Here is a 17,345-nt window from a genome sequence, read left to right on the forward strand (position 1 = left end):
GCATGAATGACGCTATCGAACACCTTGCCGACGGCACTTTGGTTTTTCTACCAGAGCGACTCAATCGTGATCCTGCCGTATTGCGTGGTTTGACCAATGATGAGATGTGGGTGGCGCTCGGTGCCGGCGCACTTGTCGGCCTGGTGCTGGGTGTTCCTCTGGCGATCGCCACCGTCTCCATTGCCGTGGCGCCAACCAGCATGATCGCAGGCATGGCGGTGGTGCTATTTGCCGGTGGCACACTACTGCGTCGGGCCAAACGGGCCCGGCCAGAGACCTGGTTGTACCGCAAACTCGAATGGGTACTGGCCAGCCGTTGGCGCCTGGGTCGCGGAAGTCTGATCCTGCACTCCGGCGCCTGGACGGTTCGCCGTTCGCGTCGGCTGCGCCCTGCCCTGTCCCGGTGGCAGCCATGAGCCGATTTCGAAACAAGGTGGATGCCCAACAGGCCCACATCTTCAGCCTGCGTCTGGCGGTAGTGATTTTGGCCCTGGTCTGTGCCGGACTTTGGTATGGCTGGCGCTCGGCACCGACCGATCTGACGGTGCATGTCCCCCCGGATCTGCGCTCGGGCAGCACGCGTAAGTGGTGGGATGTCCCCCCAGAGAATATCTATGCCTTTGCCCTGTACATCTTTGGCCAACTCAACCGCTGGCCCTCGGATGGCGAGCAGGATTATCGCCGCGCCATCTATGGCTTGCAATCCTACCTGACCCCCGCCTGCAAGGCCTTTCTCGACGGTGATTATGAGTACCGTAAGGCCGCCGGCGAGCTGCGCCAGCGGGTGCGTGGCGTCTACGAAATTCTGGGCCGAGGCTACAGCGAGGATCCGGAACTCAGGGTCAAGCAACTCGACCGCGACAGCTGGCTGGTCAAGCTCGATCTCAATGCCGATGAATATTACGCCGCCGAACCGGTGAAACGGGTGGTGGTGCGGTATCCATTGCGCGTGGTGCGTTTTGATCTGGACGCCGAACGCAATAAGTGGGGGCTGGCACTGGATTGTTATCAGGGCACTCCCCAAAAAATCTCCCTGCCTGGAGGTGAGCCATGAAGCGGATTTCTACCCTGGGACTCGCCGTCGCACTGACTACATGGGGAGCTGTGGCGCAGGCCGTCGAACTGATGCACTGGGAACGCCTCCCCCTCGCGGTCCCTCTGGTGATCAATCAGGAACGGGTGGTCTTTATCGATGAGGATGTTCGAGTCGGCCTGCCCTCAACCCTGACGGGCAAGCTGCGCGTGCAATCAACCGGCGGCACGCTGTACCTGCGAGCGTCGGAAGCCATTGCACCGACCCGACTGCAACTGCAATCGGTCACGACGGGCGAGATCATCCTCCTGGATATCGCGGCCACCCCTGGCGATCAACCGCTGGAGCCCGTGCGTATTCTCAAGAATGCTCCGGTGCAGGCTACCGAGGCGGAATCGAGCACCGCACCTATTCCAGAACGTACGCCGATCCCGGTCGCTTTGACGCGCTACGCCGCACAGAGCCTGTACGCGCCGCTGCGCACCGTAGAATCCCTACCCGGTGTACGCCGCGTACCGCTCAAGCTGCGCACCGAACTGCCGACCCTGCTGCCGACCGAAAACGTGTCCAGCACGCCCATCGCCGCCTGGAGACTCGGTGATTACTGGGTGACGGCGGTGAAGTTGCGCAATCGTGGTTCAGAGACGGTGCAACTCGATCCGCGCCGGCTTCAGGCCAAGCTGTTCGCCGCGGCCTTCCAGCATGCTTTCCTCGGACCTGTCGGCAATGCTGAAGACACCACGATTACCTACCTCGTCACCCTCGGTGCCGGCCTCGAACAAGCGGTCCTATTGATCCCATCTGTTACGCAAGGTAGCGGCCATGAGCGCTAACGCCTTGCTCAAATGGCTGGTACCGGCTGCGCTGCTGGGCGTGGTGCTGATCATCCTGAAAAGCTGGGTCGCGGGTGGCAGCACGCCCTCTCCAGAGCACCCAGTTGATCAGGGAAATATTCAGTTATCCGCCGAGCAAGCCAAGTCGCTCGGCATTGCTGGCGATACCCCACGCGACACGGTCGCCACGCTGGTCGGGCAGGTGAAGGCCATGCGCAGTGACATGCTCGGCCTGAAGAAACACAACGAGTCGCTGCAGACGGAGAACAACCGCCTGCGCGAGCGGGAAAACAGCGTCGATTCGCGTATCCAGACAGCGCTTGGCAGCGTAACCCAGCAGGTCGACGAAGGCCGACGCCAAGCCAACGAGGCCCGACTCAAAGCAGAACAAGACAGTCGTCAGGCCCGTGGTCTGCTGACGCAATTGCAGGAGCAGTTGTCGGGGCTGACCGGCAAAGGCAAGGACATACCTATCGGATTGGGGCTTGAGCCGGGTGACGGTGCTCAGTTCGAAGGGCAGCATTCTGCCAATGATGCACTGCAGTGGATTGAACCTTCGGATGCTCAGCCCACCGGCGCCCGAGGCAAAACCAAGTCCGCCTCCGCACTGAGTCTGCCTACCACCTTCAACTCGCTGGAAGGCTTGAAAGATAACGCGATTGATCGTAGCCAGAAACAGCTACGTGCAGTCAGCAAGGGTGAGCGTGACCTGACACGATCCGCTGATCGTACCGAGGGCGCGAAGCCGGTCTACACCATTCCTGAAAACGCCACGCTGATGGGCTCGGTCGCCATGACCGCGATGATCGGCCGAGTCCCGGTGGACGGAACAGTGAATGATCCTTATCCCTTCAAGGTGCTGGTCGGTCCGGAGAACCTGACCGCCAACGGCATCGACCTGCCAGACATTGCGGGGGCCGTGATGAGCGGCACGGCGTCCGGGGATTGGACCCTGTCGTGCGTACGCGGACAGGTCGAGTCGATCACCTTTGTGTTTACCGATGGCACCATCCGTACGGTGCCTCAGCCGAAGGCGGTAGCCAGCCGAAACGCCTCCACCACCCAGAGCTCAAACACCGACAAGATCCGCGGTGGGCTCGGTTACCTGTCCGATCCGTATGGCATTCCTTGCATTGCCGGCGAGCGCCGCTCGAACGCACAGCAGTACCTCGGCAGCCAGAGCCTGATCACTGCAGCCGGCGCGGGTGTTGCTGCCTTGCTCGGGAATGAGCAGAACAACAGCAGCGTGATCAGTTCGGGCGGCAGTGCCTTCGGGGTCACCAGCAGCAGTGGCAATAGCGCACTGAATTCAATTCTCAGTGGTGGGGTCAGCGACGTCCGCGAGTGGGTCAACAAACTGTATGGCGAAGCCTTTGCTGCCGTGTACGTGCCACCTGCAGCACAGGTCGCACTGCACCTCGACCATGAGATCACCATCGACTACGAGCCCAAGGGCCGGAGCGTTCACCATGAAAAAGACCATGCTTCCCTGCCTGACCTGGATTAGCTTGCTCTGCTGGGTCCTGACGGGGTGTTCCACCGACAAAGACACGCTGCTGCCCCATGGCGAGCAAACCATGATGGATATCTGGAACGGCGCCGGTTCGCAAGGTACTCAGCAGCAACTGCTGGATGCTCGACAGCAGTTACGCCGCCCGCTGGCTCAGGCAGATGTCTCCGCGGCTCTCCAGGAACCGTATACGCGCACCGCAGCGAACGAGATCCGCAACCTGTTCCCTCGCCTGCCCAATCCCGATCTAGTGCTGTACGTGTATCCGCATTTGAGTGGTACCGAGCAGGCACCGGTCCCGGGCTACTCGACCGTCTTTCCGTTCTACCAACGTGTGCAGTACGCATTACCTGGTGAACGTCAGGAAGACTTATGATGCGAACCGGCACTCCCGCGTGGAAAAGCTGGCGCACCCCTTTGCGCCCTCGCGCGACCTTAGCCGACGAAGCCGCACTCTACGCGCACAACCCCAGCTTCACCGATCACCTGCCGTGGGTCGAGTACCTCGACACCGAGCAGTGTTTTCTGCTCGATGACAATCGCTCGGTGGGCGCGGTGTTTGAGTTACTGCCCGTTGGCACCGAAGGGCGCGAACCTGATTGGCTGATGGCAGCCCGCGATGCCCTTGAGGATGCCCTGCAAGACAGCTTTGACGAGCTGGATCAATCGCCTTGGGTGGCGCAGTTTTTCTGCCAGGACGACAACGACTTCACAACCTACCTGTCCCGGCTTACCGATTACATTCAGGACAGCGCACGAGGCACGGCCTTCACCGAGGCGTATTTGGAGCTCAGCCGCCGTCATCTAAAGGCCATCGCCAAGCCCGGTGGCCTGTTTGAGGATAAGGTTGTGACACGCCTACCCTGGCGAGGCAATAACCGCCGGGTGCGCCTGGTGGTCTATCGCTGGCTCGAGTCTGGCGCTGAAGAGACGGGACTCACCCCGTTGCAATCCCTGCAACAGGCTTGCGAACGTATCGGTGCTTCGTTGCAGGCGTGCGGAGTGCAATCAACGCGAGTCGATGGGCGAGATTTGTATGCCTGGTTGTTGCCCTGGTTCAATCCAGCACCCAGGCTCACCGATGAGTCGCCCGAAGAGTTCTATCACCGTGTGGCCTATCCAGAGTCAGGCAACGGCGAGTCGCTGGAACTACCTTTCGATCACGACTTCGCCGAACGGTTGTTTTTCAATGAGCCGCGTTCAAATGTGCAGCACGGACTCTGGTACTTCGATGGTCAACCCCATCGGGTCATGGTGGTGGACAAGCTGCGGCGGGCACCTTTGATTGGCCAACTCACTGGCGAAACCCGTAAGGGTGACGCGGTGAACGCCCTGTTCGACCAGTTGCCTGAAGGCACGGTGATGAGTCTGACCCTGGTGGTCAAACCGCAAGATGCGCTCGAGGATCAGTTGAACCGCTTGGCACGCAAATCCATCGGTGAAAACCTGGCCTCGACCCAAACCCGTCAGGATGTCGAAGAAGCCCGCGCGATCATCGGCCGCCAGCACAAGCTGTATCGGGGAACCCTGGCGTTTTACGTGCGCGGTCACGATGAACAGCAATTGCACCAGCGCTCCGTCAGCCTGGCCAACGCGCTGTTGGGCGCGGGGCTGCAACCGGTACGTGAAGGCGATGAAGTCGCAGCCTGCAACAGCTATCTGCGTTGGTTGCCGATGGCTTACAACCCGGCCCGAGACACGCGCAACTGGTACACGCGCCTGATATTCGCCCAGCACCTGGCGAACCTGGTTCCGGTGTGGGGCCGCAGCACAGGAACAGGACATCCGGGTATCACCCTGTTCAATCGTGGCGGTTCGCCATTGAGTTTCGACCCTCTGTCACGCCTGGATCGGGCTATGAACGGTCATCTGCTGTTGTTCGGCCCCACCGGTGCCGGCAAGTCGGCGACCCTGGTCACCCTGCTGATGCAGGTCATGGCGGTGTACCGCCCTCGCCTGTTTATCGTCGAGGCCGGTAACTCATTCGGCTTGCAGGGCGACTACTTCGCGACACAGGGCCTGTCGGTCAATAAGGTCCAATTGAAACCTGGCGCTTCGGTCAGTCTCGCTCCCTTTACTGATGCTAGGCGCCTGGTCGAGCAGCCGGATCAGGTGGCGAGTCTGTCGATCGATGAGCTGGACGATGAGGTGGTAACCAGTCGCGAAGACCAGCGCGACATTCTCGGCGAATTGGAAATCACCGCCCGGCTGATGATCACCGGCGGCGAGGCCAAGGAAGAAGCCCGCCTGAGTCGAGCCGACCGCAGCCTGATCCGCGAGTGCATCCTGGATGCGGCGCAGACCTGCGTCACGGCGGGCCGCCAGGTGCTGACTCGCGACGTGCGCGACGCCTTGCTGCGCGTCGCTGCTGACCCGCACTTACCGGAGAAGCGTCGTGAGCGTGCCCAGGAAATGGGCGAGTCCATTGACCTGTTTTGTCAGGGTTTCGAGGGTGAGTTGTTCGATCGCGAGGGCACACCTTGGCCCGAGAGCGATGTGACCATTGTCGACTTGGCCACTTACGCTCGCGAAGGCTATGAGGCACAGATGTCCATCAGCTACATCAGCCTGATGAACACCGTGAACAACCTTGCCGAGCGCGACCAATACCTGGGGCGACCGATCATCATGGTCACCGACGAGGGCCATATCATCACCAAAAACCCGCTGCTGGCGCCCTTCGTGGTCAAGGGCACGAAGATGTGGCGCAAGCTCGGCGCTTGGTTCTGGCTGGCGACGCAAAACCTTGCCGACTTTCCCACTGCTGCGCAGACCATGCTCAACATGATCGAATGGTGGATTTGTTTGAACATGCCGCCCGCGGAGATTGAGGAAATCGCACGGTTCAAGAAGCTCACGCTGGCACAGAAAGCCTTGTTGCTCTCCTCCAGTAAGGAGCCGGGGAAATACACTGAGGGGGTCGTGCTGTCGAAAAAGATCGAAACGCTGTTTCGGGCCGTGCCGCCCAGCCTTTATCTCGCCCTGGCCATGACGGAGCCCGAGGAAAAAGCCGAGCGCTGGACACTGATGCAGGAGAACGGCTGCTCAGAGTTGGAAGCGGCCTACCGGGTAGCTGAACGGATCGATAGAGCGCGAGGAATAGAACCTGTGTAGGACATCTGTTTACGCATCCTCCTGCCTTTCTTGCAACTTGACTGGACAATGCAAGTTAGCGCATCTTGCATACTCAAGTGGCCCTTGGCCACCCTCTCAGGGCGATAGGAGCCTTGTCTATAGGCCGTGAAACACCTAGTAGGGGTGGTTCGGCAGAGTCTTTCTTGAACATCAAACTACGCGGAGTCTCAAGCACACCGCATCAACTCGATAGCTAGGCACTGCCATCCCCTATGTCTTCAACAATTACACTCGACCTAATCAAATCAGTCGCACCAATTGCAGCACCGGCAGGACTAGCTATTGGAGCGGCCCTTTGCGTTGGCCGTGACATCATTGCAAAGGTCATCTTTCCGAACCTCACAAAGAAACAAAACTTTTGGATCGTCATGTTCACGGCGTTCACTTTTTTGACCCTAGGGCTCTCAAGCATCGCGGCTTGGGTATATGTATCAATTGCAAGCTTTGGCGCCCAGCCACCAGGCGCAATCACCTACCCTCCGATTTCGATGGAGGTATTGAAAAATCTTACGTATAGAATTGACGACGATTTCATTACGTTGCAAGGCGGAAAGCGTGAGTTTGCTCCTGACACCGGACGTGATTTGCCCGATAAAGATATAGCCGTTTATTTAGTAGACCATGCGTTTGGCGATATTAATGGCGACGGTAACGGTGATGCCATCGCTGTGTTGCAGGCATCGGAAGGAGGCAGTGGGATTTACTACTACCTTGCCACCGTTTTCAATGACAGAGGAAATGCAAGGGCTTACGGGAAAGCTTACGTCTTGGGGGATAGGGTAGAGATTCGTAGCGTATCTATTCAGGGTGAGAGTGTCGTCGTGCAACTGATGATGCATGCTGATAATGACGGCTTGTGTTGCCCAACGCAGTTTCGAACCCTCGAGTTTGTGTTGAAAGGCCGTAAACTCCAATGCACAACAGAACCCTGTTCCGAAGTGTGAAAGTAGCTCCCATTGATGATCGGTGCCTAAGGTCAAAATTGAGAGTTTAAGTGAAAGTGTTAGGGGAGCTGTGTGCCTGGATAGTTATGTATTGCCGCCATTGGTCTATCTCGCCGAGGTTCGATCGAGGTCTTACAACGACGGGGCAAAAGCACAAAGCTTCAAAGCCTCCAGAGATTCAAATTGCTGTCCTTGTGACAGTGCCAATGCACATCGACTCAGCCTGCGAGTAGTGAATCACCTCTGTGCGCCTCCAAGCCGCTGCTGGATGCTCAACAAGAACCCGGCTTCGAATGCATCTTGGCAGTCACCGACAGGAAAGGTCTTGCGGGTTTGCGCCAGCTCCCACCACAGTGGAATCTCGCCGGACGTATCAAGCCAAGCCTGAGCGCATTGCACCCCACGTTCGATCATCGGCGCAAACTCGCTGCCCCAAGGTGTCAGAAGATTTGGGCTACCATCCGCCGCCGGAATTGAAATGTAGTTTTCGTCCATACACACCCTAGATTTCTGATTTTTTGTTAGACGCTGGGCCCAGCTTCGAAAAGCTTAACGACACCAAATGAACGCTTGATAACAGGAATGAGCATCAAATGGCCTAGATCAATACCAATGTATTGGCTATATCCCGTGGATTGAGAGTCCCTCAAGGCGCAATTTGCGCGCATGACTCAAGACTACGAACAGCTTCGTCTGCAGCTGGCGGAAAACATCCGCTTGATGCTACGCGTGAAAAACCTTACCCAAGAGCAGCTCGCGCTCATGGCCGAGGTGGATCGCACCTACGTCAGTCAATTCGAACGATGCACGGGCAATCCGTCGCTGTTGGTTCTGTGCAAGCTCGCCAATATTTTTGAAATTACCGCAGATCAGTTACTTGTGGATGCCGATATCCTGCGCAGTTCCCTTCACGTCAAATAATAGTCTTACGTCTCACAAATCCGATAGATCCGCCTTCATAATTACCGCTGACAGTATTCAATCCGTAACCGACGCTGCCCAGGCCAACCACCGAGAGCTTGGATCATGCTTGTTGCCTGCTCCTCAATCCCGCCCACAAAGCTACGGCCCTTTGCGCTGAGCGTCCTGCTAGCGTGCGGTCCAAGCATGGCTCTGGACACCGGCAGCATCACGTCTTCCGTGCTTTCGCCAAATTGTCTCGAATATAGGGTCGTCGGCATTTGTTTCTGGCTCCTCTGCACGCCCTTCGGCTGCACAGTCAAAACCTCGACCAAGGTTCGTCATTTCATTCCTGAGCTGGTGGTCTCGAGCTACGCCACCACCGGCAATAACTCCTGGACCGAAATGGCCACCCTCTCCTATCCCATCAGCGGTGCGGAAGGTGGCGGCAACCTAATCACCCCGAACACTCACCGCGACAACCTGCCCCGCTTCAAGAACGTCGATGGCATCGGCCACCCCGGTGGCTGGATCGCAACGCAACTGGCTTCGCAATCTGGCTATGCCTGCGCCAGTGGTGCAACTGCTTTCATACCCTACTACCTGAGCACCTTGGACTCGCTGGCGTGGCGCCATGGCATCCCGGAAAGCTTTTACCCCGAAGCTCTCATGCCGGGGATACGAGAAATCGGTCGTCAGGCTTCGGGAAACATGTGGGGCAACGTCTATCCCCGCCAAGGCTTTCTGGTACAGCCCGACGATTTCAAGGCGGCCGCAGTCATGGCGCAACGGGCGGGCGATGTGATTACCCGCAACTGGCAGCCGCATGTGTACTTACCACTCACGCCCGCCAAACGCGACGGCTACTGGCCACCCGGCCCGATCGTTGAAAACGACGCTTCGACCCACAAATGGCAATTGCTCTACCCTCAGGTTCAACCGACATGCGCCATCTTCCCCAGTGATCCGGTACAGAGTGCGGATGGCGGCTACGCCTGGTCGTTGTGGCGTCCCTACACCTGCTGCAAGCGCGAGGGGCACACCTTTCTGTTCAGCATCGACTTCGAAGGCGGTGCGTCATGAGTCGGTTTCTCGCACGACCATGGTTGGGCGTGGTGAGTCTGTTGCTCTACGGACTGCTGACCGTTGTCCTCCATGTCCACGCCGCCGAGGGCGATTACCGCCTGGGCACTCAAGGCGAAGTGCTCGATGACCGGGTGATGTACACCATCGGTGGCGGTTCGGCAGTCGGCTCACCAAGCTCGCTCTACCGACCCAGCGGTCTCGGCGTCGGTGGCTCTTGGCGAGCAAACATGATGTGCGGAAACATGAGCCTCACCAACACCCTGCAAAACCAGCTGAACGGCGCCACCGAAGGTTTCCAGCAGATCATGGGCAGCATCGTGCAGAACGCGACCCAAGCGGTGATGTCGCTGCCGGCGTTGATCATCCAGCGCGCCAACCCCGGCCTCTACGAGTTGTTGAGTAACGGGGTGATGCAAGGGCGTATCGACTTCGATCGCTCCAAACTGACCTGCCAAGCCATGGCCGAGAAGATGGCGGACAAGGTCGGTCAAGCCGGCTGGGGTGCGCTGGCCAAGAACGAGGAAATGCAGGGCAATCTGGAGCAAACCGGCGGTGATGCGGTGGCGGCGGTAAAAAACACCGAGACCCATAACGGCAACAATGGGGTGTCCTGGGTCGGCGGCCAGAAGGCTGGAGGTAGCGGGCAGACACCCATCCGAGTGACCGCCGACGTAGTGCGCGCAGGCTATAACCTGCTGCATAACCGGTCGGTGGATGACAGTGCCTCAATCAGTAGCGGCGATTGCCTGGGTGGGGCTATTTGCCAGACATGGACCTCGCCCCAGGAGGAATCCGAATGGGCCGTTCGCGTGCTGGGCGAGAGCGAAGTCTCGACCTGCGACAGCTGCGAAACCCTGCGTGCAACCGCGGGCAGCGGATTGACGCCGCTAATCCAGGAGGCCTACAGCGAAGGTCTCAAGGGCCTGCAAGGGCTGCTGTCCGGTTCACTGTCGCCTACCCCTGACAACCTGGCTAAAGCCTCGAGCCCAATGCTGCCGGTGACCCGTGGCGTGATCGAAGCCTTGCGCGACGATCCCGACCAGGATCTGCTGGCGAGACGCCTGGCCAGCGAGACGGCCCTATCCAGCGTACTCGATAAGGCACTGCTGCTACTGCGCACGTTACTGGCGGGCAGTCACGAACCGAACATTGCTTCCGCCAAGCCGGCCCAAACCGCCTTGACGAAAAACATGGACGCTCTGGAGCGCGAAATACGCCTGCTGCAAACCGAACTGCAGGTCCGGCAGATGTTGGCCACCAACACCGCCAGCCTGGTGCTCGATCGGCATGCCGGCGGTGCTGATGCTTCGCGCACCGTCGAGCAAGGCGACCCCGAGCCCGGTCGACTGAATAATGCTGACGCCAGGCGCAAGTGAGCTGTGAAACGCTCACCGCTATTCACTTTGCTTTCGAGTCTGGGGATTGCCGCGGTGATGATCCTGACCGCCGCACTGGTCGCCTGGATCGGCTGCACTGCGCTGGGTAGTTTCGAGGCCTGGCAGCAGGCATTCGAATCCGCACGACCTTATCTGCGGGGGTGGCGCACCCTACTTTACGGCGCCCTCTTTGCCCTCTGGTGGAACCTGCTTCGACGCTACCGACATCGACCACAGGATCGACTACGCGTGCAACGCATAGGGGCATTAGGGTTCGTGCTCTTTACCTGCGTCGAACTCACCCGACTGTGAGGTCACCCCCATGCTTATGAGCACCAACAGCTACCTGGAGTTTTACCTCTCCCTGCTGGCCTGGATCATCAACAACGGCCTCTGGAGCGTCCTGTCCGACACCGGGCTATTCGCTGCGCCCTTTGGTGCAATCATCTTGCAGGAGTGGTTGTCTGCCCGTCAGCAAGGCGCGGATGAAGGCAACAAGGGACTGCTCTCGGTGCCGCGGATCGAGAACCGATTGTGGTTGGCCTACATAGTCGTGTTGTTCGGTTGCGCGCCGGTCTTTCCGTTGAGCCTCGCATCGATGGCGTTCGATGATGCGGCGAGTCAGCGCTGCGGCGTGAGTGTGGCCAAACCGACGGAAACCGCCTGGGGGACGACCTTCAATACTATCGGCGAACGCTCCGCCAATGTGCCGATCTGGTGGTTTCTGGTGCATGCCTTGAGCAAAGGCGTGACTGCGTCAGCCACTGCCTCTATCCCTTGCGCACCGGATATCCGGCAGATGCGCATGGAGATCGACAGTTCGCGCATCGACAACCAGGTACTGCTGCAGGAAGTCGCCGACTTCACCCGCGACTGCTATGGCTATTCCCGCTCTCGGCTGTTCACCAACCGTCCGCAGTTGGACAAGGCACAAAGTCACGACGCGTCCTGGATCGGCTCAAACTTTTTTCTCGATACGCCCGGCTACTACGATACGGATCGTTCACGCAGGCCGCGCGTCAACTGGCCCTATGATGAAAACCGCGATGTTTCCTTGCCTCGGTTAGAGAATGGCGCGGGCTACCCCACCTGCAAGCAGTGGTGGAGCGACAGCGGTGTCGGCTTGCGCGGGCGCTTGATCGAGCAGGTCGATCCTTCGCTGCTGACTCAGTTGAACGGTTGGTTGACTGGCCGTTCGGGCAACGAGATAGAGGATGCCACCCTCCGTGAGTTGGTCAGCCCGCGCCAGCAATCGATGTCCATGTCGCCCGGACAGGTGTACCAGGACTATGGTTCCAGCGCTCGTGGCGGCTCGATCAATCAGGGGCTTAATAACCTGGCCACCAATACCGGATTGGCCCTCGGCTCCTTCAGCAACTTCCCGGCAATGAATGCACTACGCGCCGCTCTGCCAATGGTGCAGGCCTTCCTCATCATGGGCGTCATCATCAGCTTGCCGTTGATCCTGCTGGTCAGTACCTATCAGTTGAAGACCGTCATGACAGTGACGTTCGCACTGTTCACCTTACACATGCTGACCTTCTGGTGGGAGCTGGCGCGCTGGGTCGACTCCAGCATGCTCGATACCTTGTACAACCAAGTTTCGGCTTCCAATCAAGTGCTGTTATCGCTGCCCACATCCGGGTTTATGGATGGGACTGTCACGGCGCAGGTAATTGAGTATGTGATGGGGGCGATGTTCATCGTGCTGCCGATGCTATTTCTAGGAGCCATGAGCTGGGCAGGATATTCAGTCGGCAACGGGATTCAAGGTATGTTGGCGAACGGTAGCAAAGCTGCAAGTGACTCAGCGAGCAAAGGTGCGGATCAAATATTGGGTGCTGCTAAGCGCTCAATTAGATGACTTGCTGTCGCCTATATAATGCCCATTGTCGTCGAAGTCACCGATGTAGAGGTCAGCACCTAGGTAGTCTGGCCCTGGATTTTTCTCTTGTTGATCGGCACCAATAAAAACTCTGAGCCATAGCAAAGTAGTGACAGCCAGCATCATCACAATGAAAGTAACCATCCAAGCACTGACAAAAAGCAATCCTCCGATCAATGCCAGTTTGGCAATCAAAAAACTCCCGCGAACAAGTAATTTACCTGCGGGCATACCTGCCGTCACCGCACGCTCAACCACGCGGTACTCAAACGTTTTCAACTTACGGTAACCACGCTTTACCGACATGCCACATGTGTAGACCCAGCGGTGGGCACGGGAAACTTGAACGGGATTCTGCGTCTGCATGTTCTCGCCCTCTTCTGAGCGTTTTCATGATTGAGACAGGAGTAATAGCGTACTACTGAAATCGGCCCGTGCCTGACCGTTTATCAGTTTGCCCCAGCCGAAAAATCTTCACTGGAAGACAGAAGACAAGCTCCGTGAAACAGCGTCTCTACAGTCATTGACCCATACAAATCGTCCGGCTAAATACAAGGTATGGATCGCTGTTATCGACAGCACCTTCCCAGGTAGCCAGAGCCTTCAAGGCTACGTTCACTTCGGTGATGGTTCTCCCCAAGTGCGATTAGCGTTCGGTGGCTCGCACGGTGACCGTTTCTACGGTGATGAACGCCTACTGCTCTTCTGAGCGCCTTTCGAGCGCTGCTCGTGAGGTAAGCCCTCTTGATTTTCTTCAACCCACTGCGGGGAAATCTTTCCCCGCACGGGACAGGTTTCTTCGCGTATTCAACGGAGACATACCATGCCCGACTTACTTACACCGGAAACACTGAACACCCTTCGGTTGCCCATCGTGTTCACTCCTGGCGCGTGGCAACGCGCAGTACTGCTCGAGTGTTCAGATCACGCTGAGAAGCTGAAGGTCGATCGGCTGAGCCACGTATTGCGCGCAGCCTTCGAGGCTCACCTCGCCTCTCCACACGAGCCCTATGTACTGTTCGAGGTAGTACACATTCAACCAACAGATCACTTAGACCATGATCCGTTGCTGCAATTGAGTCTCAGCCTACTCCAAGAGCCGGACCAGCCTGGCGCATTGCTGATCGCTCTTGTAGGAGAGCACCAGCGCTGAGTGCACACGACTGTACTCGACGCTCAGATCCACACTCAGACGGCATGCAAGACCTGCATCAATCCACCCACACCCAATCGGGGAACCCTCCCCGACGGGTAAGGCGTTCCTTCGTTTTCTCTCGAGGAAAATGCCATGCGCGATATCTACCAAGACGTGACTGACAAGATCGTTGCCGCTTTGGACCAAGGCGTTGCCCCCTGGATCAAACCCTGGTCCTCAAGTGGCTCAGCTTACATCGGTCATCAACCCTACCCCATCAATGCCATCACGCGTCGTCCCTACTCGGGCATCAATTTACCGTTGCTTTGGGCCGAGGCCAGGTTGCAGGGATTCACTCAAGATCGTTGGCTGACCTTCAACCAAGCCAAAAAAACCGGTGGGCACATCCGTAAGGGTGAGCACAGTACCCTGGCGGTGCTCTACAAGCCGATGGAGCGTGAGGAGCAAAGCGAGTCAGGCCAACCCGTACTCGATGAAAACGGTCAGCTCAAGGTCACTCACTTTGGCATTCTCCGGACGCATTTCCTGTTCAACATCGAGCAAACGGAGGGGCTCGAAATGCTCAATGAAACCCTGCTCGAGACGGAACAGAGTGATCCCTTCCAGCCCAACAGCGCTGCGGAAAATCTGCTGTTAAGTTCGGGTGCACACATCGTTCATCGATCTGCCAACGAAGCCTTTTACCACCCGATCAGGGATCTCATCCATCTGCCGACAAAAGCGCAGTTTCAAGACGAGGGTGGATACTACGCCACTGCACTTCACGAGCTGACGCACTGGACTGGGCATCACTCTCGGTTGCAACGCGAGGGTGTGACGTCATCCTGTCCTTTCGGCTCGCCAGGCTACGTGTTTGAGGAGTTGATCGCCGAGATGGGCGCTGCTTTTTTATGTGCCTACGCCGGTATACGGGGGGAGCTGCGGCACGAGGGCTACATCGACTCCTGGCTCGGCCTGCTCAAGGCTGACAAACGCGCGATCTTTCGCGCCAGTGGTCACGCCCGAAGCGCATCGGAGTATGTGCTCAACCTGGAGCAGCAACTGAAGCAAGCGGTCCTAGTTGATTCGCTATGCATGAACGATGGAGCTTAATCGTTACCTCACCGCTGCAATCGCTTCACAGGGCCCAACGCGAGTTGAGCCCTTTTTTCTGTTTCCAGAAAACAGAAGGCATCACGCCTTGGGCCCCTCACGCAATGAACAAGAGAGGGGCGCACACCCGCAGCATGTCAATCCGCATCCAGGTTCTGCGCCAGAAAATCCACCAGCTCGAGGGGACTCTGGCTGTCGATCACCTTGTAGATCAGATCGCGCTTACTGCGCGGCAACTTCTTGACCACGCTCTTCGCCGAGGCCCTGACGGCTTCGTCGGTCCCATGGATACGTGCCGCGAGCAGCAGCACGAGCGTAGCGTCAGTGAGGTTCATGGTAAGGCCCAAAAAATATGCACCGCAGTGTACCGACTCTTTTCTTTGCCGTACTAGCCCCCAACAAAACGATATCCAGCAGTATCAATATTCCGATTGCCGCAGAAAGGGACACGAGCCAAAAGGACGGGTAAGGGTTGGAAGGGAATGGGCACTCAAGGGTAAGAGCGCTATCCGAAAAGGCTAAAAGGCCGATGACCCAGCCACTTCCGGAGGTCACGATGCTCAGTCTGTTTCGCCACAAAAGGCAGAAGCCCCCTCCGCCACCGACCGTCAACGTCGCCGAAGGTTACCTGTCCATCGAGTCAGCCCATACCCTCTTAGCAGTGGAGCACCGCCGTCAGTTACTCGATCGCATCTGGCAATACACCGCCCTCTCCCACGTCCAATTCACCCAGCTCTACTTAAATCCGATCCATCGCTACGCCGAACAGGTCCAGCAACTCCCGGCCAGCGAGACGCACCACCATGCGTATCTCGGTGGCATGCTCGACCATGGCCTGGAGCTGGTCGCTTGCAGTTTGAAACTGCGTCAGTCGTATCTGCTTCCCACCGGCGCCGCGCCCGAAGACCAAGCCGCCCAGACCGATGCCTGGTCGGCTGGCATCGCCTATGGCGCCCTGCTGCATGACATCGGCAAGATCGCCGTGGACCTGCTGGTCGAACGCCAGGATGGCCGTGTTTGGCATCCTTGGCAGGGCTCCCTGGATCAGCCCTACCGTTTTCGTTACATCAAGGGTCGTGACTACCACCTGCACGGCGCCGCCGCAGGCTTGCTCTACACCCAAATTCTCGACCGCCCAATCCTCGATTGGCTCAGTGGATTTCCGCCACTGTGGGCCAGTCTGCTGTATGTCCTGGCGGGCCAGTACGAACGTGCCGGCGTGCTCGGTGAGTTGGTGATGCAGGCCGACCGAGTTTCCACCGCACAGAACATCGGTGGTAACCCGAGCAAGGCGCTGCAAGCGCCGATTCATTCGCTGCAACATCACTTGATCAGCGGACTGCGTCATCTGGTTCAGCACGAGCTGAAACTCAACCAGCCGGGTGCCGCGGGATGGCTGACCCAGGACGCACTCTGGCTGGTCAGCAAGACGGTCACGGACAAGCTGCGAGCCTATCTGCTGTCGCAAGCGATAGAGGGCATTCCCTCATCCAACATCGCGGTGTTCGACGAACTACAATCGCATGGGCTGGTCGAGTCTACCCCCGAAGGCAAAGCCATCTGGACCGCGCTCGTGGCACAGGGAAACTGGCAGCAGAGCTTCACCTTTCTAAGGCTTCAGCCGGCATTAATCTGGGGAAGCGAAGACCGCCCCGAAACTTTCAGCGGAACGGTGAGCGTGGCACTCGATGACCACCCGACTGACACTCCGGCATCACCAGCAGCGCCCGAGACTGTCAGTACAGGATCGCGTCAAAGCTCTTCGCTGGCAGATCCCAGGGCGATAGAAGACGCTGACTATCTCGGAACGTTGTTGGATATGTTCGAGCTGGAAGAGCCTGAGGCCAGCAACGCATCGTCAGCAGGCACCCTCGAAATCTCAAATCCCCCATCGGACAACCCTGGTCAGGCATTCCTGAATTGGCTCAAGGAAGGCATCCTCAGCCATAAGCTGATCATCAATGACAGCAAGGCCAAAATCCACACGGTGAGTGGCAGCGTATTACTGGTCACACCTGGCCTCTTCCAACGCTACGCGCAGGAGTTTCCTGGTATCTCACAGGGGGCCGATCAAGAAACTGAAAAATGGCGCTGGGTACAGAAGCAGTTTGAAAAACTGAAGATCCACAGGAAGCGTGAGGACGGTCTGAATATCTGGACGTGCCAAGTGCACGGCCCCAGGAAAACAGCCACTTTGAAGGGATATCTGATTGAGGAACCGAAGCTATTTTTTGAATGGATACCACCCGATAATCCCTTTCTTAAAATTGAGAAAGCTTAAATCCCCCAAGGATCTCATTTCGGGTCGAAGCGCGAGACTGCCTCATCGACGCCTTCGTTATCCAAGACGCTGGGTGATAAATCCGGAAGTACTCTTGGTGAGGTACCACGTCAG

The 17,345-nt window shown here is 57.9% G+C and carries 18 protein-coding genes; 15 read left to right on the top strand and 3 right to left on the bottom strand.

Annotated elements, in window-relative coordinates; all coding sequences use genetic code 11:
- Window positions 1-2: 2 nt before the first annotated feature.
- The 7 genes from ACZRMO_RS10250 (at window position 3) to ACZRMO_RS10280 (ending at window position 7,455) form a co-directional block, all read left to right on the top strand.
- The gene (locus ACZRMO_RS10250; protein ID WP_102879521.1) at window positions 3-416 is read left to right on the top strand and encodes a TIGR03750 family conjugal transfer protein; all 414 of its coding nucleotides are present in this window, start codon (window positions 3-5) and stop codon (window positions 414-416) included.
- Window positions 413-1,054, top strand: coding sequence for a PFL_4703 family integrating conjugative element protein (locus ACZRMO_RS10255; RefSeq protein ID WP_102879522.1), 642 nt, complete (start codon window positions 413-415; stop codon window positions 1,052-1,054). Before ACZRMO_RS10250 ends, ACZRMO_RS10255 begins: the two co-directional genes overlap by 4 nt.
- The gene (locus ACZRMO_RS10260; RefSeq protein ID WP_102879523.1) at window positions 1,051-1,866 is read left to right on the top strand and encodes a TIGR03749 family integrating conjugative element protein; all 816 of its coding nucleotides are present in this window, start codon (window positions 1,051-1,053) and stop codon (window positions 1,864-1,866) included. The genes ACZRMO_RS10255 and ACZRMO_RS10260 overlap by 4 nt, the downstream gene beginning before the upstream one ends.
- Entirely contained in the window at window positions 1,856-3,373 is a 1,518-nt protein-coding gene (locus tag ACZRMO_RS10265; protein WP_102879524.1) for a TIGR03752 family integrating conjugative element protein, read from the top strand. The genes ACZRMO_RS10260 and ACZRMO_RS10265 overlap by 11 nt, the downstream gene beginning before the upstream one ends.
- On the top strand, window positions 3,336-3,752 hold the full coding sequence (locus ACZRMO_RS10270) for a TIGR03751 family conjugal transfer lipoprotein (protein WP_102879525.1): 417 nt from the start codon (window positions 3,336-3,338) through the stop codon (window positions 3,750-3,752). The genes ACZRMO_RS10265 and ACZRMO_RS10270 overlap by 38 nt, the downstream gene beginning before the upstream one ends.
- Window positions 3,749-6,490, top strand: a complete 2,742-nt coding sequence (locus ACZRMO_RS10275) for a conjugative transfer ATPase (protein WP_371359949.1) — start codon at window positions 3,749-3,751, stop codon at window positions 6,488-6,490. The genes ACZRMO_RS10270 and ACZRMO_RS10275 overlap by 4 nt, the downstream gene beginning before the upstream one ends.
- Window positions 6,491-6,723: 233 nt before the next feature.
- Complete coding sequence (locus ACZRMO_RS10280) at window positions 6,724-7,455, top strand: hypothetical protein (protein WP_146036630.1); 732 nt, start codon at window positions 6,724-6,726, stop codon at window positions 7,453-7,455.
- A 237-nt stretch (window positions 7,456-7,692) separates the two neighbouring features.
- On the opposite strand, the gene ACZRMO_RS10285 is transcribed toward ACZRMO_RS10280, so the two are convergent.
- Complete coding sequence (locus ACZRMO_RS10285; RefSeq protein ID WP_102879527.1) at window positions 7,693-7,950, bottom strand: LasR-specific antiactivator QslA; 258 nt, start codon at window positions 7,948-7,950, stop codon at window positions 7,693-7,695.
- 171 nt (window positions 7,951-8,121) lie between these two features.
- Here ACZRMO_RS10285 and ACZRMO_RS10290 point away from each other — a divergent pair, with 171 nt between their 5' ends.
- From ACZRMO_RS10290 to ACZRMO_RS10310, 5 genes are all read left to right on the top strand, one after another.
- Window positions 8,122-8,376, top strand: a complete 255-nt coding sequence (locus tag ACZRMO_RS10290; RefSeq protein WP_102879528.1) for a helix-turn-helix domain-containing protein — start codon at window positions 8,122-8,124, stop codon at window positions 8,374-8,376.
- A gap of 105 nt (window positions 8,377-8,481) precedes the next feature.
- On the top strand, window positions 8,482-9,438 hold the full coding sequence (locus tag ACZRMO_RS10295; RefSeq protein WP_102879529.1) for a TIGR03756 family integrating conjugative element protein: 957 nt from the start codon (window positions 8,482-8,484) through the stop codon (window positions 9,436-9,438).
- Window positions 9,435-10,817 (top strand): integrating conjugative element protein, encoded by a 1,383-nt coding sequence (locus ACZRMO_RS10300; RefSeq protein ID WP_102879530.1) that lies wholly within the window; start codon window positions 9,435-9,437, stop codon window positions 10,815-10,817. Before ACZRMO_RS10295 ends, ACZRMO_RS10300 begins: the two co-directional genes overlap by 4 nt.
- 3 nt (window positions 10,818-10,820) lie before the next feature.
- Window positions 10,821-11,129 carry a hypothetical protein gene (locus ACZRMO_RS10305; protein ID WP_102879531.1) on the top strand — a complete coding sequence of 103 codons (309 nt, stop codon included), beginning with the start codon at window positions 10,821-10,823 and terminating at the stop codon, window positions 11,127-11,129.
- 10 nt (window positions 11,130-11,139) lie between these two features.
- On the top strand, window positions 11,140-12,681 hold the full coding sequence (locus ACZRMO_RS10310; RefSeq protein WP_102879532.1) for a conjugal transfer protein TraG N-terminal domain-containing protein: 1,542 nt from the start codon (window positions 11,140-11,142) through the stop codon (window positions 12,679-12,681).
- Here ACZRMO_RS10310 and ACZRMO_RS10315 read toward each other — a convergent pair.
- Window positions 12,670-13,068, bottom strand: coding sequence for a DUF3742 family protein (locus ACZRMO_RS10315; RefSeq protein WP_102879533.1), 399 nt, complete (start codon window positions 13,066-13,068; stop codon window positions 12,670-12,672). The genes ACZRMO_RS10310 and ACZRMO_RS10315 overlap by 12 nt on opposite strands.
- A 457-nt stretch (window positions 13,069-13,525) precedes the next feature.
- Between ACZRMO_RS10315 and ACZRMO_RS10320 the strand changes: the two genes are divergently transcribed.
- Both ACZRMO_RS10320 and ACZRMO_RS10325 read left to right on the top strand, forming a co-directional pair.
- Complete coding sequence (locus ACZRMO_RS10320; RefSeq protein ID WP_102879534.1) at window positions 13,526-13,855, top strand: hypothetical protein; 330 nt, start codon at window positions 13,526-13,528, stop codon at window positions 13,853-13,855.
- 135 nt (window positions 13,856-13,990) lie between these two features.
- On the top strand, window positions 13,991-14,950 hold the full coding sequence (locus tag ACZRMO_RS10325) for an ArdC family protein (protein WP_102879535.1): 960 nt from the start codon (window positions 13,991-13,993) through the stop codon (window positions 14,948-14,950).
- 137 nt (window positions 14,951-15,087) lie between these two features.
- On the opposite strand, the gene ACZRMO_RS10330 is transcribed toward ACZRMO_RS10325, so the two are convergent.
- On the bottom strand, window positions 15,088-15,285 hold the full coding sequence (locus ACZRMO_RS10330; protein ID WP_102880070.1) for a DUF7740 domain-containing protein: 198 nt from the start codon (window positions 15,283-15,285) through the stop codon (window positions 15,088-15,090).
- Window positions 15,286-15,506: 221 nt separating this feature from the next.
- Here ACZRMO_RS10330 and mobH point away from each other — a divergent pair, with 221 nt between their 5' ends.
- Window positions 15,507-17,231 (top strand): MobH family relaxase, encoded by a 1,725-nt coding sequence (gene mobH, locus ACZRMO_RS10335; protein ID WP_102880071.1) that lies wholly within the window; start codon window positions 15,507-15,509, stop codon window positions 17,229-17,231.
- Window positions 17,232-17,345 lie beyond the last annotated feature (114 nt).

The sequence above is a fragment of the Pseudomonas sp. B611 genome (assembly GCF_055407965.1).